The organism is Waltera acetigignens, from assembly GCF_025567015.1.
GTDB classification, from domain to species: Bacteria; Bacillota; Clostridia; order Lachnospirales; family Lachnospiraceae; genus Acetatifactor; species Acetatifactor acetigignens.
Map to the genome: position 1 here is coordinate 11,726 of NZ_JAOQJO010000010.1, position 25,052 is coordinate 36,777.

The following is a 25,052-nucleotide window of genomic DNA, read 5'->3' on the forward strand; positions in this document are numbered from 1 at the left end:
AGAAGTTCACAGATGGCATTGGCTCCGGCACGGGAAATCACCACGTCTGCCATGGCGAAAATATCCTTTAGTTCCGCCTTGATATATTCAAACTGTTTATATCCGGGTGTATTTAACAACAGGTTGTCGATTTTGTCCTTACCGCAGAGATGTACTACCTGGAAATCCTCCAGAAGCTTCGGCAATGCATCGCGGACAGCCTTGTTCACGTTAGCTGCACCCAGACTTCCGCCAATGACCATGATGACAGGTTTATTGGCAGTAAAGCCGCACATGTTCAGTCCGGCCAGCCGGCTGCCCTGTGCCAGCTCCGCACGAATGGGAGAACCGGTCAGGACAGCTTTGTCGGCAGGGATATTTTTCATAGTCTCCGGGAAATTGCAGCATACCTTTTCTGCCACGGGAATGCACAGCTTATTGGCCAGTCCCGGTGTCATATCCGATTCGTGGATGATACAGGGAATATGTAAGGAAGCTGCAGCGCGGACGACCGGGACGCTTACGAAGCCACCCTTGGAGAAGACTACATCCGGCTGGTAATTTTTCAGGTAATTTCTCGCTTCCACAAATCCCTTCATGACACGGAACGGATCGGAGAAGTTCTTCGGATCCAGGTATCTGCGGAATTTGCCCGTAGAAATGCCTGTGTAAGGAATGTTGAAATCCGCAATCAGCTTTTTCTCAATGCCTTCATAAGATCCCACATAGGCAATTTCATAGCCGGCCGCCTGCAACGCCGGTAATAAAGCAATATTGGGGGTTACATGTCCGGCAGTTCCGCCGCCGGTCAATACGATTTTTTTCATAATAAAATCCTTCTTGTCGGTGAGATTACTGTGCGATCATTTCTTCCAGGGCATGAGCCAGCTGGTCAGGACAGGAGGTAGGCTTGAAACCGCAGCGGATCCCCTTGAGACGGCTGATTGCTTCTTCCGGCTTCATTCCTTTTACCAGAGCACTGATTCCCTGCAGATTACCGTTGCATCCACCGGTGAATTTTACGGAATCAATAACACCATCCTTTAATTCTACATCGATCGAAGTGGAACAGGTACCTTTTGTCTTGTATATCATATGTAAAACCATCCTTTTCAAACTGAATTTCTAAGGAGTGATTATAGCAGATTTTTGGCATTTATACAACAATATGTACAAGGTTTTCTTTTCACGAAAAATGTAAAAGAAATACTTTTTCTGTTCGGCAACGTAGAAGAATGACGATGAAAAAACGTACAAAACAAGCCTCTAATACGTTATACTCTAAGGAAGCGATAGAAAGGAGCGCAGGTTATGTTTACGATTTTCAAAGAAGAAAAAGTGATCACAACCGGAATTCTGGTATTTCTGGGACTTAGTATTCTGGTGCGTCTGCTTCTGGCAGGATTTTACCATACGATGATAAAAGAGACAGATAATATGGCAACGACGAATAACCGCCTGTTGAAACAGTGTAAAGTAAAATTTGCAAATTGTTACCAGTTAAATGGTGGAGTATCAAACATTCCGGTGTTTGTGGACAAGTTCCTCAACCGGCTGGCGTTTGGACACCTATCCTTTGATGCCTGGTATCATCTGTCCGGCCAGTGCATGCTGTTTTCCATTGTGTTTGCCGGTATCGGGATCTGCAAGGGGATCATGGGCGGAAGGATGCTGGGGGAAATCCTGCCTTTTTACATAGTAAGTTTTTTAGGGATGTATCTGTATTTTTCTCTGTCGGCCATGATGGATATCAAGGGGAAACGCAGGGTTCTGAAGACGAATCTCATAGATTATCTGGAAAATCATCTGTCGGGCCGGATCTCTGTCACGGAACAGGATTATGAAAGACTCTACGGACCGGGAAGCCTGGGGGAGGAGATCAGTGCGGCCGGAAGAACGAGAGGACGACAGCAGAGAGCTTCCGGCAGGCGGACGGTGGAACTGATGCCGATCAGCAGCAGAATGGCGCAGCCAGAAGAAACGGGAGATCGTCTGGACAGAGAAGTATTTTCCGTAGAAAATGCCGCACATGAAAAGCCGGGAGAAAAAGTGCTGCCGCAGAGACCGGAGGATCCCGCCAGAGTCACGGAGGAAGAATTACAGGCATTGCTTCAGGAATTACTTACAGTATAGCGGAAAATGTCAGACGTCCGAAAGAATTCAGAAAACATTCCCCGGATCTATAGATATGTCTTGAAAATGAGATGTAACTTTGTTAAAATAAAAACGGATTTTTTAAGTAAGTAACGCAAGAATGCGTGATATATCTGCAAGATATAAGGAGGAGCATTATGAGCAGACAAGTTACATTTGATTATTCCAAGGCCGGCTCTTTTATTTCTGAAGAAGAGATCGGTTACATGAAGAAGCTTACCCTGGATGCGAAGGAGACCCTGGTATCCAAGACCGGCGCAGGCAATGATTTCCTGGGATGGATCGATCTTCCCGTAGATTACGATAAGGAAGAGTTCGCCCGCATCAAGGCAGCAGCGAAGAAGATCCAGAGTGATTCCGACGTTCTGTTGGTTATCGGTATCGGTGGTTCTTATCTGGGAGCCAGAGCGGCTATCGAGTTCTTAAGCCACAGCTTCTACAATGTACTGGATAAGAGTGTACGTAAGACTCCGGAGATCTACTTCTGTGGTAACTCCATCAGCTCCACCTATCTGAAGCACCTGATGGATGTAGTAGGCGACAGAGATTTCTCCATCAACATGATCTCCAAGTCCGGTACCACCACAGAGCCCGCTATTGCTTTCCGTGTATTCAAGGAGAAGCTGGAAGCTAAATATGGCAAGAAGGGCGCGGCAGAGAGAATTTATGCTACCACCGATAAGGCGAAGGGAAGCTTAAAGCATCTGTCTGATGAGGAAGGTTACGAGACCTTCGTAGTACCCGATGATGTGGGAGGACGTTTCTCCGTACTGACCGCGGTAGGTCTGTTACCGATCGCTGTCAGCGGTGCTGATATTGACAAGCTGATGGAAGGTGCAGCCAGCGGAAGAAAGCGTGCCCTGGAGAATGATTTCGAAGAGAACGATGCTTTACAGTATGCGGCTCTGCGTAACATCTTACTGCGCAAGGGCAAGAGTGTCGAGATCCTGGCGAACTATGAGCCCGCTGTTCACTATGTAAGTGAGTGGTGGAAGCAGCTGTTCGGTGAGAGCGAAGGTAAGGACAACAAGGGTCTGTTCCCCGCAAGTGTGGATCTGACCACCGATCTGCATTCCATGGGTCAGTTCATTCAGGACGGTTCCCGTGTAATGTTCGAGACCGTGATCAATATCGACACTCCGAGAGAGGAGCTTACGATCGGTGAGGAGCCTGTAGATCTGGATGGTCTGAACTATCTGGCAGGCAAGACCGTTGATTTCGTCAATAAGAGCGCTATGAACGGAACCATTCTGGCACATACTGACGGTCAGGTTCCCAACTTCATGGTAACCGTTCCCGAGGTAAATGAGTTCTATCTTGGCGAGCTGTTCTACTTCTTCGAGTTCGCGTGTGGTGTCAGCGGATACCTGCTGGGTGTAAATCCTTTCAACCAGCCCGGTGTAGAGAGCTACAAGAAGAACATGTTCGCTCTGCTTGGCAAGCCCGGTTACGAGGCACAGAGAGAAGAACTGCTGAAGAGATTGTAAGCCACAGAGGCGGGATCACTCCGGCAGTAATATGTTTCAAAAGCAGAAAAGGACAGCGTAATGAATTGATTTCATTACGCTGTTGCTGTATGATGGAATAAGTAAGTAGGGCGATAGCCCGGAAAAATCGTTTATTCTACTATGTTATTATGCTATTACGAAAAGAAAACAAAAGACAGGAGAAATTGCTAGAGATGAAGATTGTTTTACTGGAGAGAAACAGCGCCGGCACGGATGTGCCGGTGGACTGCTTTAATGAATTGGGAGAAGTGACCAGTTACCCGAATACCGTTACTGCACAGGAAGTGGCAGAGCGTGTGGGCGATGCGGATGTCATTGTCTGCAACAAGGCTCCCATGAAAGAGGAATCCCTGAAGGATTGCCCCAATGTGAAGCTGATCTGTGAGCTTGCCACCGGATACGACAACTGTGATCTGGCATATTGCAAGTCCAGAGGCATCAAGGTGGCAAATGTGGTGGACTATTCCACAGCCATGGTGGCACAGCATACTTTTACTCTGGCGCTGGCATTGAGCCAGAAGCTGCCCTACTATGATGAATATGTAAAATCCGGCGCTTACAGTGCACAGGATCGTTTTTCTAATTTTGACAGACCTTTTTATGAATTAGAAGGTAAGACATGGGGCATTGTAGGAATGGGGAATATCGGCAGGAGAGCCGCAGCGATCGCTACCGCTTTCGGCTGTAAGGTAATCTTTTATTCCATCACGGGCAAGAGCACCTGTACGGATTATCCGCAGGTGGACAAGGATACCCTGTTAAAAGAGAGCGATTTCCTGTCCCTGCATTGTCCGTTAAGTGACTTATCCCGTAATTTCATTGATAAGGAAGCCCTTCGTAAGATGAAAAAGACAGCAATCCTCATCAATGTGGCAAGAGGCCCCGTGGTAAATAATGCTGATCTCTATGAAGCACTGGTGGCCGGAGAGATTCAGGCAGCAGGTCTGGATGTCCTGGAAAAGGAGCCTTTGGAGTTATCTAATCCTTTAAGCCAGTTAAAAGACAGTAACAAGCTGATCATCACACCGCACCTGGCATGGGCCAGCGTGGAGGCACGTACCCGTTGCGTACAGGGCGTCTACGAGAACATTAAGGCATTTATGCGTGGTGAGAATCGTAACGTGGTAAATTTATAAGCCATACGGTGGTATAGAATTTCATAAACAGTGATTAAGATATACACAAATGTCTTTGGAATGCTTGCATTTAAGGGGATATTTGTGTATATTTGTTATTTGTAGTTAACTATTTATAGGGCGAAGTAACCACATGAGCAAAAAGAAAGCCTCGTAGAGGCGATTTTGCGAATGGGGTTCTGAATAGTTTTGTTAACCTTAGCACAGAGAAATGAGGAACAATATGGTAGAAAAAATAAAGGCACTTTGGATCAAGTATGAAGAGATCATTGCATACCTGATCGTAGGCGGACTGACCACGGTCGTATCCTGGGCAGCAAAATTCCTGGCAAACTTCCTGTTATTTGACAACACAATGTATCCCACACCCTTTCAGAATGTTGTATTAAGTGTTATCAACTGGACGGCGGGTGTCATTTTCGCATATTTTACCAACCGTAAGTTTGTATTCAAGAGCAATGCTCCGATGCTGTCCGAAGCACCGAAATTTGTACTTTCCAGAGTATCCACGCTGATTCTGGATATGGTAGTGATGCAGGTACTGACCGCAATCGGTGTAAATCTGCTGGTGGCAACCCTGATCTCCGCAGTTCTGGTCATCATCGGCAACTATGTATTCAGTAAGCTGTTCGTATTCAATAAGAAAAAAGATACGGAAGCGGAAGAAGCCAAATAAGTAGATCAATAGTAGAACATAATATAAAAGCAGCCCGTAGACGGCAGAAAATCTGTCGATCTTCGGACTGCTTTTTGTGTGCATTCTATTTCTCTGCTATGCCAGATAAGCCTTCAACAATTCCAGCGTTGCGGCAACTGCATCCTTGTGGGAACGCTCGTAGCCGTGGGAAGCGTAGACACCGGGGCCGATGAGTCCGTGTCTGGCATCAATACCGGCGCTTAATGCGGCATCAGCATCGGAGCCGTAGTAGGGGTAAACATCTGCGGCGTAGTCGACATGATTGTCCTTTGCGGCCTGGATCAGGCCTTTGACGACATCATAATGATAAGGTCCGTGGCCGTCCTTGACGCAGATGGATACCTGACGATCCGTGCATTCCAGACCCTCTCCGACGCAACCCATATCTACGGACAGCAGTTCCTCCACATCTTCCGGAGCGGAAGCGCAGGCACCGTGACCCACTTCCTCGAAGACCGTGATATGCTGGTAGACCTTACGGGACAGCTTCAGATCCTCGTCTTTTACATATTTTGCGAAGCCAAGCAGAATAGCGGTGCTGAGCTTGTCATCCAGAAAACGGCTCTTGATGTAACCGGACTCCGTGATGCGGGTCCGGGGATCCATGCAGACGAAGGAACCGTTCTCAATACCCAGTGCCTTGACATCTTCCCTGGAAGATACCTTTTCATCCAGCAGGACTTCCACGGAATCGAAGGTACGCTCGGACTTCTGGTAATCGCCGTTGACATGGATGGAAGCATCCGTCAGCTGTACGGTGCCTTCGTATACTTTGCCGTCCAGCGTATAGATACGGCAGTTCTCGGTCTCGATATTGTTGGCGTTTAAGCCGCCGACCTTAGTCAGACGGAGACGGCCGTTGATCTTGATCTCTGCCACCATGCCGCCCAGCGTGTCTACATGGGCCATGGTCAGAACCGCGTTGCCTTTACCGCAGATCTCTACGAGAACGCCGCCCTTTTTGGTCTTGACCGGTTTGTAGCCGAGGCGCTTGTATTCTTCACAGAGGTAATCCGTTACTTTTTCCGTGAAGCCGGAAGGACTGTCGATAGCCAGCAGGGCTTCGGCCTGTTTTAAGATATATTCAATGTATTTCTTTTCTTTTTTCATGTTAATATGCATGCCTTTCTATTGCCTGCAAAGCCTGTGTAGCAGGCATTGTTTTCGATCCACAGGACAGCCGCCCGGATCAGATCCGAGGCATCATAGCCTCTACCAGCTTGGCGGAGTGGAGCGCTGCGGCCTTTTCAAAGGTAGGATAATCCATCTCGGCACTGTCATCCGCCTTGTCGGAAATGGCACGGATGATGACAAAGGGAATACCGTTCAGGTAAGCACCGTGGGCAATGGAAGCACCCTCCATCTCGGCACAGTCCCCCTGAAATTCTTTGATCAGGCGGTCCTTGACTTCTTTGCTGGAAATGAACTGATCTCCGCTGACTACACGCCCGGTATGAACGTGAATGTCCGGATTGACCTCCTGACAGGTGCTGGCAGCAACCTCGATAAGATGCTCATCTGCAAGGAATTCCCGGCATCCCAGCTGGGGAACTTCCCCAGGCTTGTAACCGAAAATGGTGGCATCTACATCATGGTGCAGGGCATCCTTGGAGATCAGAATATCTCCGATGTCCAGAGCGGCATTCAGGGATCCTGCCACACCGGTGTTGATGATGGCAGTGACCTGAAAAAGGTCTGCCAGAATCTGTACGCAGAGAGCGGCATTGACTTTGCCGACACCGCTGCGGACGATGACTACGGGAGTACCGTTCAGGGTACCCTCGTGAAATTCCATATTTGCTTTGGTCGTGATATTAGTGGTGGTCATGTGAGCCTTGAGAGTTTCCACTTCCAGCTCCATGGCACCGATGATTCCGATTTTTTTCATGTGTGTTTCCTGTTCTTTCTTAAATAATTGTAATCACTCCGGATATACCAGACGGCTGTCGTCAATGCCGTACAGCACATTATCCAGATAGCGTTTTGCCAGATAGTTGGCCATACCCAGATTCATATCCAGATAGTTGCCGCAGTCTTTGGGAGAAGCACCGGGTACCTCACCCTTGTAATCGCGGATGAATTCAAACATTTCCACCATCAGAGGAACAATATCCTTAGAAGAGAGATCTCCGGCCAGCAGCAGATAGAAGCCGGTACGGCATCCCATGGGGCCGAAGTAGACGGTCTTGTCCTTGTATTCCGGATGGTTGCGCAGGAAAGTTGCCCCCAGATGCTCAATGGTGTGTACTTCTGCGGTATTCATCACAGGCTCTTCGTTGGGACTGGTCATACGCAGATCGAAGGTGGTGATGACCTCTGCACCGATGTGATCCTTGCGGGATACATAGACACCGGGCTGAAGCTTGATATGGTCAATGGTGAAGCTTGCTATTTTTTCCATGATATTCTCCATTCCGCACAATCTTTCAGGTTAATAATTGCGCTTTTTCTCTGCATAGTATACACTAATTCAGTAGAAAAGAAAATAGCCGGAGGGATAAGAGTATGAAGCATTCAGCGGAATATTATATAGAGCATCTGGAAATGGAGCCCCATGTGGAGGGCGGTTATTTCAAGGAATGCCTGCTGGAAAAAGAAGAGAGGAACCTGTGGAGCAGCATTTATTTTATGCTGGCAAAGGGGGAAGTGTCCCATTTTCATCGCCTGAAGTCGGATGAGGTATGGTATTATCATGACGGCAATGCGTTGACGATTTATATGATCGATGAGGCCGGAAAACTCACAGCGGCGAAACTTGGGCTGGACCTGGAAAAGGGAGAAGTCCCGCAGGTACTGGTTCCGAAGGGAATGATCTTCGGGTCTGCCATGGAGGAAGAGGGTTTCAGTCTGGTGGGCTGTATGGTTTCACCCTGTTTTAAATATGAAGAATTTGAACTGTTTGAACGGAAAAAACTATTGGAAAAATATCCGGAACACAGCGATGTGATCCTGCGTCTGACCCGTGAGTAAGCACTTACATTCGCAAAGTAGCGCAATAAAGCGTTGCATTCTGCCATTTTGTGTGCTATACTGGCTTCGCGTGCAGATGACTGCATGCACAATAAGGGTAATGAGAGGGAGAAAGAAAATGAAAAAATTTGTTGGAATTATTGTAGCAACTGTACTGGCATTTAGTCTGGTAGGATGTGGTCCTGTAGACAGCGTAATTCAGAATATTGCAAGTTCCGGATCCAATACCAGCAGCAAGAGTGGTGTGGTAACCGCAGATGATGACGGCTATGCAGAAGGACGTATGGGAGATGTAATGAGAACTTACTTCTTCGATTACACTGTAAACAGCGCATATACCTGCAATGACTATGAAGGATATACCCCTTCCGAGGGAAATAAGCTGTTAGTAGCAGAAATAACCGTTAAGAACACCGATCGTTCTACCGTTACCATGTATGACACCGATTTCCAGATCCAGTGGGGCGATGATGATAACGATGACGCATACGCTGCACCTATCACCTACTATGGTAACACTGTAAGTGACGAACAGCTGCCGGAAGAGTATGATCTGGGTGTTAACGAAGAGAAAACCGGTCTGCTGGTATTTGAAGTACCGGAAGATTCCAAGGATTATTCCATTTCTTATCTGGAGCAGTTCTCCAATGACACTGAGGGAGATGTATTCTTCGTATTCTTTACTGCAAAGGATAAGTAAGAGAAAACAAATAAGTAAGACTGGCGGTTTTGCCTGTAAAAAAGAACCGGAGTACTGTGAATCACAGTGTTCTGGTTCTTTTTTGCAGTTTATTTTTAATTTATAATTATATAATTTTTCCTTAATTGACATACTTATATATGCGTGTTATAGTACAACTAGAACAAGGGAGAGGAAGAAAGATCAAGAGATTGATCGAAGATCCTCTGACTGGTTCCGAAATTCTCCGGCGGTTGCCGGAGGACAAAAGGTAAGAGGTATCGAAAGACACCGACATATGTTTAATAGAAAAGGAGAGATGACTTATGTTATTACCTAGCATTTTTGGAGAGAACTTATTTGATGACTTTTTTGATGATGTACCTTTCTTTGACAACAGAGCAGAGAATCAGATAGAGAAGAAACTGTATGGCAGACATGCACATAATGTAATGAAGACCGATATCAAGGAGACCGATGACAACTATGAGTTGATCGTTGATCTGCCCGGCTTCAAGAAAGATGAGATTAAGGTTTCTCTGGAGGATGGTTATCTGACCATTGAGGCTGCCAAAGGTCTGGATGAGGATGAGCAGGAGAAGAAGACCGGTAAATACATCCGCAAGGAGCGTTATGCCGGAGCTTGCCAGCGTAGCTTCTATGTTGGTGACAACCTGACTCAGGAGGATATCAAGGGCGAGTTCAAACATGGTATCCTGACTCTGAATGTTCCTAAGAAGGAAGCAAAGCCTGCGGTAGAGACCAATAAATACATCGCTATTGAGGGATAATCTTTGAATACAAAAACCGTTGCCCCGTAAGGGGCAGCGGTTTTTTGCGTTATACGAAATAGTTGCGTAGAATCTCAGGATGACTGTCTTTTCCGTAAGACAGCCCGTTCTTTTTTTATAATATATTGTTCCAGTCCCGGAACCGGATTGTTGAGACGGCAGCCGTAGAGAAACAGCCCGTTTTCCAGTTCCTGTATCCGTGCAACCAGTCCATAGAGATGGAAGTTGAAGTTTTCGGCGGTTTCATCCATATGATCATTCAAGACGGCATGGACGGTCTGATTGACCTCCAGTTTTAAATCTTCTTTGCTGACCACGGAAAAGCCGTTGTAGCTGATGTCCTTGATGATGGCATCGTGGGCGGCACGGTTTAGGCCGCATTGGACAGCAGTTTCGATACCGACATAGCAGCGGTAGCTTTGCCGGCGGTTATAGGTTTTGCTTCCGGCGATGGAGGAGACAGTATAGCACAGTGTTCCATCGGAAAGCTTTACTACATTGGTAGTAACGTTTTTGAACAGCTGCGGTTTATCCTCCGGAAGTGTGACAATGAGATCTACGACGAGTCCTTTTCCACGGAAAGAGATAATTTTATCATCAGTAAACACACCCTGCGCCAGCAAAGTGTGCCTGCGAGGATATACCTCCAGAATTTTGGATTCAAATTGAAGCTGCTCGGTATTAAGATTGATCAAAAAGCTAAGGGATAACCCTGCTGTCAAGTCATCGATCTGCATAAGTCTGGTGATCTCCTATCTTTACAAAATCATTTAATTCACCATTTTTGCATTGGGATAGATGCGTTCCATCCGTGCATCCGGATAATGCGTATCTAAAAATTGTTCCAGTCCGTTAAGCTCTGTTGTTTCCACGGAATAGGAAGCACCGTTGCGCTCCGTATATCTGGCCAGCGCCAGTGCGGAGATCAACATGTTCACAATCATAAATACAATCAAAATATTGCAGACAATTGTGCCGGTTCTTTTCGGAATCTTTTCAATACAGCCGGAAAGCTTCGGATAGATCAGTTTCAGCCATACCACAGCGGCAATTCCCCAAAAGAAGCAGTACAAGAGGTTGATACGGCCGCCTAAGTTAAAGGCAAATCCGCTGTAGTCCCAGAAAATCGTGCCGAAGACCATTTCCGTGAAGACACTGCAGATATATTCGTAAGCACCGCCCAGCAGGGTACCTGCCAGAAAAATAGTACTGTCGCTCTTGTTGCGGTAACGGTAGAGCAGCAGGGTAAGGAAGGCACAGCCCAAACCCCAGACAATACTGAAAGGCCCGTAGATGACACTGCTGCGGCTCATCCATACACCGGCGGTGACACGGCAGAAGATCGTCTCTGTAATGTCGCCTAAAAAAGCACCGATGAAAAAGAGGGAAAACAATTTATAAAAGCAGCAGCCCTCAGCAAAAATGGTGGACTTCTTATGTTCGGCTCTGGCCTTTACCAGAGCATCCAGGCTGATAGAAGGATATGATTTCTGCAGTCGCTTCTGTATATGTCTTGTCAGGGCATTTTCCAGAAAACGGGAAGTCTGGCCCAGCCCTTCTGTAATCTGATCCAGGCGGGCGGTCTGCTTTTCCAGAGAGGCCTCCACCCGGTGCTTTGCCTGTACCTGTAGGCTTAAAGTAGATAAAGCGGAACCAACGGCATCCAACAGGAGCAGCCCGCCCAGCACCAACAGAAGTACAACGGAAAGCAAGTGCGGAATGCGGTCAAAAAGTCCGCATAATAACGGATCTGCAAACATTACCGTCACAACACTTAAAGCACCCCACAGCAGGGAAAAAGGCAGGCAGATGTAGCCACCTACGTTGTAGCGGAAACGGGAGTAATCCCACAGTTTTTTCTTATAGACTTTCTCGAAAAACATTCCCGTGAAATATTCCAGCAGGGAAGCCAGAACAAAACCACCCAGGAACAGGAAAAACGGGTCTTCCGTTAGTTCCGGCAGGAAAATCTCGAACAATATGGCACCAAAACCGTAGATCGGGCATAGGGGACCCGCTACGAATCCGCGGTTAACGAATTTCCGATGCTGCACCGCAGCAGCACATACCTCAATACACCATCCAATAAAGGAATAGAAGAAAAACAACCAGAACAGGCATAACCAGGTTATTGTCATAGGGGCACCTCTTTCGTCGAAGAATGTCGAATATTGTCTTGTTCCATCATATCACAACGGCATGATAGAAACCATGACTAAATTACAATGTTGGAAAAATGTACAAAATGGTGATAAAAACCGTTGGAAAAGTGTACGAAGCCATCGACATATTCTTCGGTAGGCTCTACACGGTAATTTCCCTGCCCTATCTGAACTAAGATCTCGGAAATCTCGGCGATATGATTTATCTCCTCCCATTCATTGTCTGTTAGACCGTCCTGCTGCAGACTTTCCCAGGCAATGTCACAATTCTTGTCCTCGTGTAATTCCTTCATATTGTTGTAATAGGTCTTATCTCCGGTGACGGCATAAGGCTGTACGGCAGCGGTCAGCGTTTTGGAACCCAGACGGTATTGGCTCATATACATGGTAGCTTCCAGCTGTTGAGAATTGATCCGGCTCAGATATAGATTGGATCCCACGAACAGGATCATCATGACGATACTGATGATCAGTATCCGATAGGTAGACCTTGTTAAAAAGATAAAAAAAGCGTAAAATTATTTTGAGGACCACCGGTGATGGCTTGCACCCTATACAGGAAGATGGTACTATAAAACGTAAGAGGCATGATTCGGAAAAGAGAAGATAACGGTAAAAATAACGATAAATAAAGAACCAGGGGTGGTTACATGAAAAAAAGAATAGTTGCCGTGACTTGTGTGCTGATGTTTTGTCTGGGGTTGATCGGATGTGGGACTGAACGAGCCGACAAAACGCAGCAACTGATCCGGGGTGCGGCACCGGGGTATAATGACGGTCTCATCCGGGTGGGGATGATCCAGACGGGAAAAGAGTCTGACTGGAGAGATGCCAATACCAATGATTATCTGAATACGTTCACCAAAGAAAGAGGCTACGATCTGATCTATATCGACGGCAATTCCAGTTCGGAGCGCCAGGTAAAAGCCATGTACGATCTGATCCAGCAGAAAGTAGATTATATTATCCTGCAGCCCATCGTGGAGACCGGATGGGAGGATGCTATACATGCCGCAAAGGAAGCTGGGATACCGGTCATCGTAGCGGATCGTAAAATCGCTGTGGATGAAACGGAATACGTGTCCTGGATCGGTTCGGATTTTGAAGAGGAAGGCCGGAAAGCTGTAACGTGGCTGGATCAATATTTAACAGAGCAGGGACGGGAAAACGAGACAATCCACATTGTCCTGCTGGAAGGAACTGAAGGAGCTACCGCTGCCATCGGAAGAACGAACGGTATTTTACATGGAGTGGAGGAACATCCGAACTGGACTATCGTAGACAGGGGATGTGCCAATTTCACTCAGGGGGAAGGCCAGACCTATATGGAAAATCTGCTCAGCAAAGGAACGGTAAAGGATATTGATGTTATCATTTCGGAAAATGATAACATGATCTTTGGTGCCATGAAAGCACTGGACCGGAACGGCAAGAGCTATGGGCCTGAGGGAGACATCATTATGATCTCCTTTGACGCTTTGCACGAAAGCTTTGAAAATATGATGGCGGGGAAATTACATGCCACCGTGGAGTGTAATCCGCTGCTGGCATCCACTGTGGAGACGGTCATAGAAGAACTGGAAGCCGGCAGAGAGGTGGACAAGATCTATAACACTGAGGAAAACATCTATACCTATGAAAATGCAGCCGACTATATAGATCAGAGAAAGTATTGATTTCCGAGGATTACGAATGAAAAAATCATTAAAGTATAAAATCGTTCTGGCTATTGTTATCATCGTATGCATTATGGACGTGAGCTTCATATTTGTAAACTACGTCAATTATATGAATGTCAATCGGAATTACACAGATTCTCTGGCGCAGACTGTGGCGAATACCTGCAGACTGGTGGTAGACGGAGACAGCGTAACGGGCTATCTGGACAACAGACGGAGAAATACGGCGTATTACGAGGTATGGAATAAACTCATTGACTATCGCAACACCAGTGAAAATGTATTGCAGATCAGCGTGGTCAATTTCAGGGATGGTGGAGGCTGTTATGTGTATGACACAGATCTGACAGAAAACGGAGCATTTTTAGGAGATATCCGCCCCTATGATGAGGTACAGAATGCTATAAAAGACGAGTTGATCGCATGTGAGAAAATAGAACCGTTAGAGTATAACGGAAGAAGCGATTACTACATTCCGCTGAATTCCTCATACAATATTCCGGTGGCTTATATTATCGTAGGAATTTCCACAGAAAATGTCAGAAGGGAGCAATTGACTTATTTAGGGTATATTACCATCATTGTTACATCGATTACGGTGCTTTTCGGAGTCTTTATGATCTGGTTTATGCAGCACAATGTGCTGGGACCGTTAAATGCCATGTCCAAGGCGGCTTCCAGCTATTCTATTGCCATTTTGCGGGATGGTAAGGAATCTCCCATCAGCCGGATGAACATCAGAACCGGAGATGAACTGGAACGGCTGTGTGAATCCATGAAGAAAATGGAGCATGATATCATTGCGTCCAGTTCCCAGCTGGCTATTGCCGATTGGAACAGCAATCATGACAGCATGACGCAGCTCTACAACAAGAGACACTACAAAGAACAGTTAAAAGAACTGCAGAATGACTGTACCATCGGTGTAATTTATTTCGACATTGACAATTTGAAACGCATGAATGATACCTTCGGACATGAAAAAGGCGATGCTGTGATCCTGAAAGCAGCGGAATTTATCCGGAGGTATCTCACGGAGCAAGCAAGCGGATTCCGTATCGGCGGAGATGAATTTGTAATGCCGATCAGAGATTGTACGGAAGAAAAAGTACAGGAACTGGTAAGTACCATGCGTGGAGATGAGAAAGGAAATTTATCGGATGTAACAGCAGAGTTTTACTGCCGTCTTGCAATCGGCGGAGCCTTTCGCAAGACAGCAGAAACTCTGGAAGAAACTATAAAACGGGCAGATGATGAAATGTACAAGAATAAACATTCCGTGAGAAAAGCCTGAAATTTCAGGCTTTACTGAATAGTCAGCCGGAAGCTGGCATCGCTGCCCTTCAGCCGGATCCGGTACAGATCATGATCCCATGCCGTTTTCAGGCGTGCGTCCGTGATCGGTAAAGTTTCTATGGCAAGTAGATCAGCCCCTTCGAAGGAGGTAGATGCTTCTCCGATGGAGAGTTTACCGTCAGAAAGAATAACAGGTTTTTCATAAGTAATAAAATTAAGAATAACATCTTGTGCATTTGTATGGTCTTCCAATACGACAGTGTTGGAAGACTTTTTTAATGTCACCCTGCGGCTATAGGTCAGACCCGGTACAACGGCTCCGGCATCGGGATAGGCGGCAGCCAGTTCCATGGAAATAGAAGGTTCGGCTCCGGTCAGCTCCGTCACCACTTTTTCCGCACGGTATTCCACACCGTCCTTCTGATCCGTACCGCAGATTGTAGGCAGGTTGTGATACCCTGACTGCATGGTCCAGATCTCGTAACGTCTGGGAGAGAAGGTCTTCCGGGTGTAGGTCTCCACACCGATATCCGCCAGAATGGGCAGTCCATTTTTGTATAAGGTGATGCTGCCGGTATCATTGTGGTTGTGGCTGTCGGCATTGTCTCCGGCTTTGACTGCCAGATCCAGAGTATCGGAATGCACGAGGAACAGCCCTACGCTGGGATAATAGACATCCCGGTGGGAAAGTGTTCCGGAAGTATTCTGCTGCATCAGTTCTTCATAATGAAATACGGTCTGCATACGATAGAATAGATTCCCACCGTTCACTTCATCTGTGACAAGCTGACCCTGTCCCGCCTGAAAATCTTTTGCAGCGAACAGGCAGAGATCCGCCTGCCCGGTGGCTTTGCCGAAGAGATATTCCCGAACCCCGGCGCGGCCGGCGATGGGAGAGCAGTCAGCAAAATTGAAATAGTATTTATCATTCACATGCACGTTCAGAATATAGGATGCAATATTTTTTACCTTATCCCACCGGAACAGGGTGTCGAAATGACCGTCGGTAACCGTGTTCAGCACAGTCATGGCACCGTACAGGCATAGTCCTGCATGGCGATAATATTGGGCACCCTCCTCGCAACAGCCGTCATTGCCGTAATCCTTGAGAAAATAATCACAGCTTTCAGCGGCCTTATGCAGAATCGCCTGCAATGTGACAACTGTGTCAGACGTATTCTCCGGCAGGAACAACGGAGCATTTCCACAGAATGTGCGCACCGGAGAGGACAACCGAGAGGACATTTCCACACTCCAGGGCATCAGGAACGTGGTCAGCAGTACATTCTGTGTACACCATACGGTCCAGTTGCACATAGGCTCATCGTCATGTCCCATCCACCAGAAATGTGCGGTCAGGTAGGGCAGCAGGATCCGGCGCTTCAGATTGTCCTCGATGCAGGTCAGGATAAAAGGGCTGACCGCATTCAAATCGTCTTCCAGCAGATAAGCCGCACAGGCCAGCAAAGCTCCGGTCTCGCAGGCGAACAGATCCATGACGGGCCTGGTCACATCCGGCAGGATCAACTGCGGGGTATCGCGGATATAGGAGTTATGCGCGGGAAGCTGCCAGGCAGTCTCTTCGCAGATAGAATAAATACCGTTGAGAATATCATTCAGAAAACGTCCCTGATGCTCCACACATTCTGCCTGAATCAGATCATTCAGGGCATTGCGTTTGGCAAAATAGAGGGCTTCAAAAGCAGCCCGGTCACCGTCTTTTTTAAAACGCATGTAATCTGTGGCATGTATCACCGGGAATTCATATCCCAGCTTTGCCTCACCGGCCTGAATCAGAAGTTCCTTCAATGCTGCCGGGAGTCCTTCATAAGCCTTTCGGTCCACAGCCTTCGGAAATGGGTGAAAAGGGTGGCTGTTTCCGTGGAATGCATTTGCTGTCTCCAAAAAACGCTTTTCTATACTTATCGGTTGTGAATTCATTTCTCTGATCCTGCCTTTCCATATTCATAATTCCCAATAAGAGACAAACCGTAATAGCAGTTAACTGAACTTATTGTTGACGTATTCCGTGGGGGAGACACCTTCCACCCGTTTAAATACCTTGCTGAAATAGAAGGCACTCTCGAAGCCCAGAGCCTCTGCGGCCTCGTAGACCTTCATATTTTCTTCTTCCAGCAGCCGTTTGGCTTCCGTGATCTTGCAGATGTTGATATATTCACTGAAGCCGGTATCGTTGTATTTGCTGAACAGCTGGCTTAAGTAATTCGGGCTGATGCCGAATACCGCTGCTACTTCATTCAGGGACAACCGCTCGCTAACATGTTCATTAATATATTTCCGGACGTTAGTTACGATGTGGTTTTTATAATCCTTTCGACGGGATTGGAACAATTCGCACAGCTGTCCGCAGAAGAATTGCAGCCACTGGATCACGTGATCCACATTGGACTGCTTATAGAGGGAACGGTAGCCATCCGGATCGTCTGCAAAAAATCCGGATACGATAGATTCGCCATCCTGCAGCAGGGAAATCGACAGATAGAGAATATTGCTGGCAGCGTCCAGAGCCTGCACATAGTGCCCAGGGTGATCCCGGAACAGATCGCAGAGGGACTGAATTGTAGTCTGCAGAATATCCGGATCATACTCTTCAAAGGCTCTGGTGAGATCATTTTTAAACAGGCTGATGTTAAAAGAATTCTTGGCGTTTTCCTGCGAATGATCGGTATCGAAAGCTATAATTGCGTCCTTGGATTCCGTATTTCGGAAGATCTGTCTCGCGTACTGGTAGGAGTCACAGATGGTAGCGGGAGTCTGAACCGGGATGCCGATGCCGCAACGCAGTGTTACATTATAGTAATTCTGCAGTGTTCCGCTGATGCTTTGCAGAATGTCTGTCAGACTTTCCACATAATCATCGGTATCGGAGGAATCCGCAAAGCAGAAAATCAGTGCAAAATGGCGCAGATCCAGAGACAACGCATAAAGAGGCAGATATTTAGCCCCCAGTTCCCGTATCATCTGTAACGAACTGGTGAACAGAGGCATCTGTTTTTCGGCAGACATCTGGTCGGCCTGAGGGCTGATGATCTCTCCGTAACAGCACACATAAGCACCGTAATCGAAATTCAGATTCAGATCTCTGCTCTGCAGACGGAACTGTTCTTCGGACTCGAACAGGTCATGCAGGAGACTGATCAGGAATTTGTCGTAAAAAGGATGAATATTTACGGCGGACAGCTGCTTTTTACGAGATTGGGAAATCTGTGTGAGCACCCGGCCTATGGCATTTTTCAGTACTTCCGGTGTCAGTTCCAGTTTGACCAGATAATCGGATACCTGATAAGACAAGGCATCCCTTGCCATCTGGAAATCCTCATAGCTGGTAAGAATGATAAAATAAGGGCAGTTATCCCCATAGCGTTCTCTGCATGTTTTCGCAAGCTCCAGACCGTTCATGACCGGCATTTTAATGTCCGTGATCACGATGTCAGTAGATTTTTCTTCAATAATCTTCAGCGCCGCCTGACCGTTCATGGCAGTTCCACAGATCTCGATATTCATTTCGTTCCAGTTCAGCATGGAACGGATTCCAGCCTGAACCAGAGGTTCGTCATCCACAATTAAAAGCTGATACATAGTAACTCCGTTCTGGACAGCTTCCTGTCCGGATTAAGTGTTTTCAGATGAAATAGTTTCGGATGAAACAGTTTCATTGTTATGCAGAGGAATATTCGGTATGTGTATGGACATAGTCGTATATTCCCCTTCTTTGCTTTCTATGGTAATGCCATATTCTGCACCAAATTGGTATTGTAAGCGTTTATGCACATTGCTGACACCGATTTCCCGGAAGAAATCCGCGGAACTGTCGTCGTTGGAGCGTAATACCTGTGCAGCTTTATCCGCTGTCATGCCTACACCGTCATCTGTGACATCAATACGGATCTTTTCGGTGTTGTCCGATGTCTCATAGCCGACATGTATCCGGATGTGTCCGGCACAGCCCTTCGGTTCGATACCGTGGAAAATTGCATTTTCCACCAGAGGCTGCAATGTAAACTTGATAATCTCACTGTTGTACAGAGATTCATTATCCACCTGAATGTCCATGGTAATGGTGCCGCCGTAGCGGTAGCTCTGAATGGTGAAATAGTTCTCCAACAGAGATAATTCTTCCCGGATATCGATCAACAGGCTGGTGCCTTTGGAAATACTTTTTAACAGACGGGACAGGGAGGTGGTCATCTCGGAGATACCGGTTGCCCCCTGTATGGTTGCCATCCATTTGATAGAGTTCAGTGTATTATACAGGAAATGAGGATTGATCTGGCTTTGCAGCATCTTGTATTCCAGATCCTGTTTCTGTTTCTCATCTTCCAGTCGTTTCTCCATAAGTTCCGATACATTTTCCGACAGATCATTGATTCCCCGTCCGATATCCCCAAGTTCGTGATCCCATTCCACAGAAGGGTCTCTGGAGAAGTCTCCGCCGGCGATGCGTACCATCCGTGTCTGCAGCCTAGATACAGGTACCGTGATCATACGATTCATCAACAGCATCAGAACGACACCGATAGACAAAATGCCGATCAGGATGCAGGCAAGGATTCCCATGAACAAAACCGCCTGATTGGTCCGCTCCGCATGTGAAATACGCTGACTTAAGTAGCAGTCCGGCATATTTAACGGAGTGGTGACCAGAATCTGTTCTCCCATGGTAGCACTGTGGATTTTGGAAATCTGTGTGGTGCCCGTGAGAGAATATGTGCTCAGGTCATCCAGAATACTATATTCGGGCGTAAATTCCTGCAAGCCTCCGTTTTCATAAATATAGGTATGTCCTGCAATGGACAGATAGAGAAAGCTGTCTGACGGACAACTGTAATCCTTCAAAGGTATGGTGAACAGATCTGCGGATATTTCGATGAACAGATATCCTGCCTGCCTGTTATTGTATTGGTAGGTAATGGGACGGATCACAGGTAATACTTTACGTCCCGCACGGTGAAAAGGATCGGATACAATACCGGGCGAAAAATCATAATCATCGGCAGTCAGTAATTCTTCATAATAAGGAAGCTCCGGAATCAGCGTTGCAAGATCTGCGGTAGAAGAGTACGTTGCGGTTACCACCTGCAGATAATGCTCCTGTGAGACAATGGCAATTCTGGGCATATAATTATAAGAAGAATTCCGGCTGCATTCCTCGTAGAAGGAATCATAAGTGGATACGGACAGGACAGAGCCGGGATTGGGGTTATGTTCAATATAATTGGCAATATTGGAATCTGTCTGGCAATATCTGACCAACCGGTACACTTCATCAATACTGTTGTCCATGGATTCCGACAACAGTCGCAGGCTGGTCTCGGTGGACTGGATCAGAGTGTTCTGCAGATAGTGCCGGAATATGTAATAACTGAACAGGCTGATCAACAGGCACATTCCCAAAATGGCACTCAGCGTGAAAATCAATATGCGATTTCGTATGCTTTTTGAGTGATAAACAGTCTTTTTCATGCATTCAGTATAACATAACGAAAGAAAAAAGGTAGTTGGAAAAACAAGATACTAAAAAAAGTGCATGTTAAAATAAAAAAATACATTTTCTGAAAGCGCTTTCTGAAAAAATGTAAACAAATTATAAAAAATTGTGAATACTATTATAAATTTTTCCATGTCATGTCTCGGCCTTTTTCGTTATACTTTAGTTACAGTCAAGGAACCGATAACAACGGATTCGTAACAGACGTAACATAGTATCAAATTAACAGGAGGGTTTACATGAAAAAGAAAGTATTAAGTTTAGTACTGACAGCAGCAATGATGACCACCATGCTTGCAGGCTGCGGCAGCTCCGATAACGGCAGCACAGCAGCTTCCACCGGTGAGGCACCCGCAGCAGCAACCACTGAGGCTGCAGCAGCTTCCACGGAAGCAGCACCTGCAGAAGAAGTTACTTTAAAGTGGGCTATCTGGGATCAGGAGACCACACAGTACTGGGGTGACATTAAGGACGCATATGAAGCATCTCATCCCGGTGTAACTATTGAGATGGTAGATCTTGGTTCTACCGATTACATGACCGTTCTGGCAACTGAGCTTTCCGGCAGCGGATCCGATTTCGATGTAGTAACCGTCAAGGATGTACCCGGATATGCAACGCTGGTACAGAAGGGATCTATTCTTTCCCTGGATGATTACATCTCCAAAGATGGCGTGGATTTAAGCAAATACGCAGGTGTTACCGATCAGGTAACTGTAGACGGAAGCCTGTATGAGCTGCCTTTCAGAAATGACTTCTGGGTACTGTTCTATAACAAGGATCTGTTTGATGCCAAGGGTGTTGCTTATCCTACCAACGATATGACCTTTGATGAGTACGATGCTCTGGCAAGAGAGATGACCGATACCACCTTCGGCTCTCAGGTATACGGTGCTCATTATCACACATGGAGAAGTGCAGTTCAGCTGTTCGGTGTTCTGGATGGTAAGCATACTATTTTGGATGGAAACTATGATTTCTTCAAACCTTACTATGAGATGGTTCTGAATCAGGAAGCTGACGGTGTATGCAGAAAGTACACGGATCTGAAGACCGAAGGTTTACATTATTCCGCAGCATTCTCCGGTGGAGACGTAGCAATGATGAACATGGGCTCCTGGTTCATCGCAACCATGATGTCCAACCTGAAGTCCGGCGAATATGATTCAAGCCTGTGCGGTAACTGGGGTATCGTTAAGTATCCCCATGCAGAAGGCGTAGAGCCCGGTTCTACTCTGGGTACCATCACCGGTCTGGCTGTAACCACTGCAAGTGATACTCCCGATGCGTCCTGGGATTTCGTTAAATGGGTAAGCGGTGAAGAAGGCGCAGCAGTTATGGCTTCCAGTGGTAACTTCCCTGCAATGATGACTGATGAAGTAGTAGACATGATCTCCGGTCTGGAAGGATTCCCCACCGATGAAGCCAGCAAGGAGGCTCTGACTGTATCCAACCTGTACCTGGAAGTTCCTTACGCTCCCAATGTATCTGAGATTAACTCCGCTCTGGATTCCTATCATGGAAGCATCATGACCGGTGAGATGAGCATTGATGATGGTATTGCTGCAATGAATAAAGCGGTAGCTGACCTTCAGGCTCAGTAATGAAGATCTTCTCTATAAAAGTATTGAATGTTTGTTGAATGTTGAATAAGACTTAAGGGGTCGTACCTACGGCCCCTTTCTTATCAGAAAAAGACGCAAAAGATGACACAAAAAGCGTTTGAAAGGAGAATTGTTATGCGGAAATTAAGCCGTCAAACCAAAAGAGATCTGGTGGCCTACTCCTTTATTGCACCTAACTTTATCGGTTTCTGCGTATTTACTTTGATCCCCATTATTTTTGCCTTTGCCCTTGCTTTCATGAAGTGGGACGGGAGTAACCCGATCCAGTGGGCAGGCATCAGTAATTTTACAAGACTGTGGAAAGATACTTTCTTTATCGCAGCATTTAAAAACACCATTATTTATTGTATCGGTACCGTGCCTCTGACCATGATCGCATCTCTGGCACTGGCCATCGTGTTAAATCAGAAAGTAATAGGAAGAGGCATTTTTAGAACTCTTTCCTTTTTCCCATATGTAGCTTCTCTGGTAGCAATCACCGCAGTATGGAAAATGCTGTTCCACCCCTCCAAAGGACCTGTGAACAACATTCTGCTGAATGTTTTCAATGTACCGCAGGATCAGCTTCCCCAGTGGTTCACCGGCGGACTGGTACTGTTCTCCATGATTCTGTTCAGTGTATGGAAATATATGGGTTATTATATGGTAATCTACCTGGCAGGCTTACAGGGAATCTCCTCTGAACTGTATGAGGCAGCCAGTCTGGACGGTGCAAATACCTGGCAGAAATTCCGTTATGTGACCTGGCCGCAGTTGTCTTCCACGACCTTCTTCGTAGTCGTCATGCTGACCATCAACTGCTTCAAGGTGTACGATATCGCCATCATGCTGGCAGGCGGTGGAAGCGGAGAGTTAACCACTTCAGCAACCGTTCTTGTATACTACATCTATCAGAAAGCATTTATTGACTGGGATCTGGGCTACTCCAGCTCTGTAGCAATGGTACTGTTCCTGATGGTACTGTTCGTAACGATCATTCAGTTCCGCGGTCAGGCAAAGAGGGAGAAAGCATAATGGCAATCTTGGCTTTGAAGGTTCTCGATAAGGACAGCAACACCATCTGCGTCAGCAGCGGTGAGGATTTTGTGGATCTGGTCTGCACCCATACCTATGAAGAGGGTGACCGGATCGTGCTGGAGACCGATGAGAAAAATATACATGTACATTTACAGGTGGATGATGCTCTTGGGGATGCTTTCGTATACATAACCGACAATGTATCCTATTATGTTCCCTTCGGGGAAAAAAGGATCAGCATGTCCCCTAAGGTATTTTCCGGAAATAAACATTATCTCTATGCGGAAGTCGCAAGAGAAGATGAAATCACAGCTTACCGGAACCTGGCACTGAATCCTGCGGATCAGCATATGGATGTTCCCTGTTATCCTCATGCGACAGCCAATGTGGAGACCAGAGGCGAGAGTGTATTCGCAGCGAAAAACGCCATTGACGGTGTCCGGGCGAACCGCTCCCACGGAGAATGGCCCTACGAATCCTGGGGAATCAACATGCAGGATGATGCAGCTATGAAGCTGGACTTCGGCAGACCGGTACTGGCAGACAGGATCGTGTTGTACACCAGATCCGATTTCCCGCATGACAACTGGTGGCAGCAGGTAACGATCCGGTTTTCCGATGGCAGTGAACAGGAATTTCCCTTAGAGAAGAGCAGCAGGGCACATGTACTGCCGATCCCCGAGAAAGAGATCACCTGGCTGGAGCTTTGCAACCTGATCAAAGCAGAAGATCCATCCCCCTTCCCGGCACTGAGTCAGATTGAAGTGTACGGCAGGGTAAAACGTTAGGAGGCGCACAGATTATGAAATCAGCACATAAAAAAGCCGTTTTTGGCAAAGTGATCGTATATGCGATTCTCATTCTGATCGCAGTGGTCATGATCATTCCTTTCCTGTGGATGCTTTCCGCATCCATCAAGAGTGACAGAGAAGTATTCCAGATGAATCCTTTTGTATGGATCCCTGCGAACCCCAAGTGGGACAATTACGTGAAGATCTGGACGAAGATTCCCTTTGGCAGATTCGTGGGAAATACGGTATACTTGACATTGATCGTTACTTTCTTACAGTTACTGACCAGCAGCTTTGCAGCATATTCCTTTGCAAAACTGGACTTCCGTCATAAGAACGGATTGTTCCTGGCATACATCGCAACCATCGCAATGCCCTGGCAGGTATACATGGTACCTCAGTTCATCATGATGAGAAGAATGGGACTGAACGATAAGCTGCTTGCTATGATCTGCCTGCAGGCGTTTTCCGCATTCGGTGTATTCATGATGAAGCAGTTCTATGAAGGCATTCCCGACGATCTGTGTGAAGCCGCCAGAATCGACGGTATGAGTGAGTACCGGATCTATGCCAGCATCATGCTGCCGTTGTCGAAACCGGCACTGTCCACACTGACGATCTTCACCTTCGTGGCGACCTGGAACGACTATCTGGGACCTCTGATCTACTTAAAGAGTCAGGAGAAGAAGACCATTCAGCTGGGATTAAAAATGTTCATCAGCCAGTACTCTTCCGATTACGGTCTGATCATGGCAGGATCGGTATTGTCGCTGATCCCGGTGCTGATCGTGTTCCTGGTATTGCAGAAATACTTCGTAGAAGGTGTTGCTTCTACGGGACTGAAGGGTTAGTGTTACGCTCAGGCGCAGGCAATATTCCATCCAGACACGCTTTTGCGCACTGGCTTTTGACATGGAAGAGACCTGCACCTGGGCTGTTTTTATATGAAAATAGTAACTGTTCAGAGTAAAAAGCAAGCATCGAAGATGCGGTTTTGCAAATGGAGTTCTGAATAGTTACTGAAAATAAATGTCAGAACGATAAAAGATCAGGAGGACA

24 protein-coding genes are annotated in these 25,052 nt (G+C 46.7%); 13 read left to right on the forward strand and 11 right to left on the reverse strand.

The features are described from left to right. Positions 1-806, reverse strand: an 806-nt coding sequence (locus OCV96_RS10350) for an undecaprenyldiphospho-muramoylpentapeptide beta-N-acetylglucosaminyltransferase (RefSeq protein WP_262594470.1), incomplete at its 3' end; no start/stop codon positions are given. Between the two features lie 25 nt (positions 807-831). Continuing rightward, positions 832-1,074: a TIGR03905 family TSCPD domain-containing protein gene (locus tag OCV96_RS10355; RefSeq protein ID WP_022311989.1), complete on the reverse strand. Its 243-nt coding sequence runs from the start codon at positions 1,072-1,074 to the stop codon at positions 832-834. 216 nt (positions 1,075-1,290) lie between these two features. Between OCV96_RS10355 and OCV96_RS10360 the strand changes: the two genes are divergently transcribed. The 4 genes from OCV96_RS10360 (at position 1,291) to OCV96_RS10375 (ending at position 5,453) form a co-directional block, all read left to right on the forward strand. Then, a complete protein-coding gene (locus OCV96_RS10360) occupies positions 1,291-2,112 on the forward strand; it encodes a hypothetical protein (protein ID WP_118731160.1) in 822 nt (273 codons plus the stop codon). Positions 2,113-2,270: 158 nt separating this feature from the next. After that, complete coding sequence (locus OCV96_RS10365) at positions 2,271-3,620, forward strand: glucose-6-phosphate isomerase (protein ID WP_022153088.1); 1,350 nt, start codon at positions 2,271-2,273, stop codon at positions 3,618-3,620. A gap of 194 nt (positions 3,621-3,814) precedes the next feature. Beyond that, positions 3,815-4,777, forward strand: a complete 963-nt coding sequence (locus tag OCV96_RS10370) for a D-2-hydroxyacid dehydrogenase (RefSeq protein WP_118668560.1) — start codon at positions 3,815-3,817, stop codon at positions 4,775-4,777. A gap of 223 nt (positions 4,778-5,000) precedes the next feature. Further along, positions 5,001-5,453: a GtrA family protein gene (locus tag OCV96_RS10375; RefSeq protein ID WP_022311992.1), complete on the forward strand. Its 453-nt coding sequence runs from the start codon at positions 5,001-5,003 to the stop codon at positions 5,451-5,453. Between the two features lie 96 nt (positions 5,454-5,549). Here OCV96_RS10375 and OCV96_RS10380 read toward each other — a convergent pair whose 3' ends face one another. From OCV96_RS10380 to OCV96_RS10390, 3 genes are all read right to left on the reverse strand, one after another. Beyond that, positions 5,550-6,584 (reverse strand): M42 family metallopeptidase, encoded by a 1,035-nt coding sequence (locus OCV96_RS10380; protein ID WP_262594471.1) that lies wholly within the window; start codon positions 6,582-6,584, stop codon positions 5,550-5,552. Between the two features lie 79 nt (positions 6,585-6,663). Then, positions 6,664-7,362, reverse strand: a complete 699-nt coding sequence (locus tag OCV96_RS10385) for a 5'-methylthioadenosine/adenosylhomocysteine nucleosidase (protein WP_117466494.1) — start codon at positions 7,360-7,362, stop codon at positions 6,664-6,666. A gap of 33 nt (positions 7,363-7,395) precedes the next feature. Next, positions 7,396-7,875: an S-ribosylhomocysteine lyase gene (locus OCV96_RS10390; protein ID WP_022311995.1), complete on the reverse strand. Its 480-nt coding sequence runs from the start codon at positions 7,873-7,875 to the stop codon at positions 7,396-7,398. 104 nt (positions 7,876-7,979) lie between these two features. On the opposite strand from OCV96_RS10390, the gene OCV96_RS10395 reads away from it, so the two are divergent. The 3 genes from OCV96_RS10395 (at position 7,980) to OCV96_RS10405 (ending at position 9,914) form a co-directional block, all read left to right on the forward strand. Next, positions 7,980-8,444 carry a cupin domain-containing protein gene (locus OCV96_RS10395; protein WP_117466495.1) on the forward strand — a complete coding sequence of 155 codons (465 nt, stop codon included), beginning with the start codon at positions 7,980-7,982 and terminating at the stop codon, positions 8,442-8,444. A gap of 118 nt (positions 8,445-8,562) precedes the next feature. Next, positions 8,563-9,144 carry a DUF4352 domain-containing protein gene (locus OCV96_RS10400; RefSeq protein WP_262594472.1) on the forward strand — a complete coding sequence of 194 codons (582 nt, stop codon included), beginning with the start codon at positions 8,563-8,565 and terminating at the stop codon, positions 9,142-9,144. A gap of 305 nt (positions 9,145-9,449) precedes the next feature. Beyond that, entirely contained in the window at positions 9,450-9,914 is a 465-nt protein-coding gene (locus OCV96_RS10405; RefSeq protein WP_022311998.1) for an Hsp20/alpha crystallin family protein, read from the forward strand. Positions 9,915-9,988: 74 nt separating this feature from the next. On the opposite strand, the gene OCV96_RS10410 is transcribed toward OCV96_RS10405, so the two are convergent. The 3 genes from OCV96_RS10410 to OCV96_RS10420 form a co-directional block, all read right to left on the reverse strand. After that, positions 9,989-10,651 carry a PilZ domain-containing protein gene (locus OCV96_RS10410; protein ID WP_262594473.1) on the reverse strand — a complete coding sequence of 221 codons (663 nt, stop codon included), beginning with the start codon at positions 10,649-10,651 and terminating at the stop codon, positions 9,989-9,991. A gap of 33 nt (positions 10,652-10,684) precedes the next feature. Beyond that, positions 10,685-12,052 (reverse strand): putative ABC transporter permease, encoded by a 1,368-nt coding sequence (locus tag OCV96_RS10415; RefSeq protein ID WP_262594474.1) that lies wholly within the window; start codon positions 12,050-12,052, stop codon positions 10,685-10,687. A 77-nt stretch (positions 12,053-12,129) separates the two neighbouring features. Next, entirely contained in the window at positions 12,130-12,516 is a 387-nt protein-coding gene (locus OCV96_RS10420) for a hypothetical protein (protein ID WP_262594475.1), read from the reverse strand. Positions 12,517-12,726: 210 nt separating this feature from the next. Between OCV96_RS10420 and OCV96_RS10425 the strand changes: the two genes are divergently transcribed. Beyond that, a complete protein-coding gene (locus tag OCV96_RS10425; RefSeq protein WP_262594476.1) occupies positions 12,727-13,752 on the forward strand; it encodes an ABC transporter substrate-binding protein in 1,026 nt (341 codons plus the stop codon). A gap of 16 nt (positions 13,753-13,768) precedes the next feature. Further along, positions 13,769-15,049: a GGDEF domain-containing protein gene (locus tag OCV96_RS10430; RefSeq protein WP_262594477.1), complete on the forward strand. Its 1,281-nt coding sequence runs from the start codon at positions 13,769-13,771 to the stop codon at positions 15,047-15,049. A gap of 11 nt (positions 15,050-15,060) precedes the next feature. Here OCV96_RS10430 and OCV96_RS10435 read toward each other — a convergent pair whose 3' ends face one another. From OCV96_RS10435 to OCV96_RS10445, 3 genes are read right to left on the reverse strand one after another with little or no spacing between them, the layout of a single operon-like run. Then, positions 15,061-16,992, reverse strand: coding sequence for a heparinase II/III-family protein (locus OCV96_RS10435; RefSeq protein ID WP_262594478.1), 1,932 nt, complete (start codon positions 16,990-16,992; stop codon positions 15,061-15,063). Positions 16,993-17,052: 60 nt separating this feature from the next. Further along, complete coding sequence (locus OCV96_RS10440) at positions 17,053-18,651, reverse strand: response regulator (protein ID WP_262594479.1); 1,599 nt, start codon at positions 18,649-18,651, stop codon at positions 17,053-17,055. Between the two features lie 33 nt (positions 18,652-18,684). Beyond that, positions 18,685-20,490 carry a sensor histidine kinase gene (locus OCV96_RS10445; protein WP_262594480.1) on the reverse strand — a complete coding sequence of 602 codons (1,806 nt, stop codon included), beginning with the start codon at positions 20,488-20,490 and terminating at the stop codon, positions 18,685-18,687. Positions 20,491-20,799: 309 nt separating this feature from the next. Here OCV96_RS10445 and OCV96_RS10450 point away from each other — a divergent pair, with 309 nt between their 5' ends. The 4 genes from OCV96_RS10450 to OCV96_RS10465 all read left to right on the forward strand — a co-directional run bounded on the left by OCV96_RS10450 (position 20,800) and on the right by OCV96_RS10465 (position 24,844). Next, on the forward strand, positions 20,800-22,164 hold the full coding sequence (locus tag OCV96_RS10450; RefSeq protein ID WP_022312007.1) for an ABC transporter substrate-binding protein: 1,365 nt from the start codon (positions 20,800-20,802) through the stop codon (positions 22,162-22,164). A gap of 135 nt (positions 22,165-22,299) precedes the next feature. Further along, positions 22,300-23,199 (forward strand): carbohydrate ABC transporter permease, encoded by a 900-nt coding sequence (locus tag OCV96_RS10455; RefSeq protein WP_022312008.1) that lies wholly within the window; start codon positions 22,300-22,302, stop codon positions 23,197-23,199. Next, positions 23,199-23,990: a DUF7402 domain-containing protein gene (locus OCV96_RS10460; protein ID WP_262594481.1), complete on the forward strand. Its 792-nt coding sequence runs from the start codon at positions 23,199-23,201 to the stop codon at positions 23,988-23,990. The genes OCV96_RS10455 and OCV96_RS10460 overlap by 1 nt, the downstream gene beginning before the upstream one ends. Before the next feature lie 14 nt (positions 23,991-24,004). Further along, positions 24,005-24,844, forward strand: coding sequence for a carbohydrate ABC transporter permease (locus OCV96_RS10465; RefSeq protein ID WP_022312010.1), 840 nt, complete (start codon positions 24,005-24,007; stop codon positions 24,842-24,844). Positions 24,845-25,052 lie beyond the last annotated feature (208 nt).

Excerpts from the sequence above, each read along its gene's own strand:
- OCV96_RS10355 (WP_022311989.1), bottom strand. The coding sequence starts at position 1,074 with ATGATATACAAGACAAAAGGTACCTGTTCCACTTCGATCGATGTAGAA.
- OCV96_RS10360 (WP_118731160.1), top strand. The coding sequence starts at position 1,291 with ATGTTTACGATTTTCAAAGAAGAAAAAGTGATCACAACCGGAATTCTG.
- OCV96_RS10365 (WP_022153088.1), top strand. The coding sequence starts at position 2,271 with ATGAGCAGACAAGTTACATTTGATTATTCCAAGGCCGGCTCTTTTATT.
- OCV96_RS10370 (WP_118668560.1), top strand. The coding sequence starts at position 3,815 with ATGAAGATTGTTTTACTGGAGAGAAACAGCGCCGGCACGGATGTGCCG.
- OCV96_RS10375 (WP_022311992.1), top strand. The coding sequence starts at position 5,001 with ATGGTAGAAAAAATAAAGGCACTTTGGATCAAGTATGAAGAGATCATT.
- OCV96_RS10380 (WP_262594471.1), bottom strand. The coding sequence starts at position 6,584 with ATGAAAAAAGAAAAGAAATACATTGAATATATCTTAAAACAGGCCGAA.
- OCV96_RS10385 (WP_117466494.1), bottom strand. The coding sequence starts at position 7,362 with ATGAAAAAAATCGGAATCATCGGTGCCATGGAGCTGGAAGTGGAAACT.
- OCV96_RS10390 (WP_022311995.1), bottom strand. The coding sequence starts at position 7,875 with ATGGAAAAAATAGCAAGCTTCACCATTGACCATATCAAGCTTCAGCCC.
- OCV96_RS10395 (WP_117466495.1), top strand. The coding sequence starts at position 7,980 with ATGAAGCATTCAGCGGAATATTATATAGAGCATCTGGAAATGGAGCCC.
- OCV96_RS10400 (WP_262594472.1), top strand. The coding sequence starts at position 8,563 with ATGAAAAAATTTGTTGGAATTATTGTAGCAACTGTACTGGCATTTAGT.
- OCV96_RS10405 (WP_022311998.1), top strand. The coding sequence starts at position 9,450 with ATGTTATTACCTAGCATTTTTGGAGAGAACTTATTTGATGACTTTTTT.
- OCV96_RS10410 (WP_262594473.1), bottom strand. The coding sequence starts at position 10,651 with ATGCAGATCGATGACTTGACAGCAGGGTTATCCCTTAGCTTTTTGATC.
- OCV96_RS10415 (WP_262594474.1), bottom strand. The coding sequence starts at position 12,052 with ATGACAATAACCTGGTTATGCCTGTTCTGGTTGTTTTTCTTCTATTCC.
- OCV96_RS10425 (WP_262594476.1), top strand. The coding sequence starts at position 12,727 with ATGAAAAAAAGAATAGTTGCCGTGACTTGTGTGCTGATGTTTTGTCTG.
- OCV96_RS10430 (WP_262594477.1), top strand. The coding sequence starts at position 13,769 with ATGAAAAAATCATTAAAGTATAAAATCGTTCTGGCTATTGTTATCATC.
- OCV96_RS10435 (WP_262594478.1), bottom strand. The coding sequence starts at position 16,992 with ATGAATTCACAACCGATAAGTATAGAAAAGCGTTTTTTGGAGACAGCA.
- OCV96_RS10440 (WP_262594479.1), bottom strand. The coding sequence starts at position 18,651 with ATGTATCAGCTTTTAATTGTGGATGACGAACCTCTGGTTCAGGCTGGA.
- OCV96_RS10450 (WP_022312007.1), top strand. The coding sequence starts at position 20,800 with ATGAAAAAGAAAGTATTAAGTTTAGTACTGACAGCAGCAATGATGACC.
- OCV96_RS10455 (WP_022312008.1), top strand. The coding sequence starts at position 22,300 with ATGCGGAAATTAAGCCGTCAAACCAAAAGAGATCTGGTGGCCTACTCC.
- OCV96_RS10460 (WP_262594481.1), top strand. The coding sequence starts at position 23,199 with ATGGCAATCTTGGCTTTGAAGGTTCTCGATAAGGACAGCAACACCATC.
- OCV96_RS10465 (WP_022312010.1), top strand. The coding sequence starts at position 24,005 with ATGAAATCAGCACATAAAAAAGCCGTTTTTGGCAAAGTGATCGTATAT.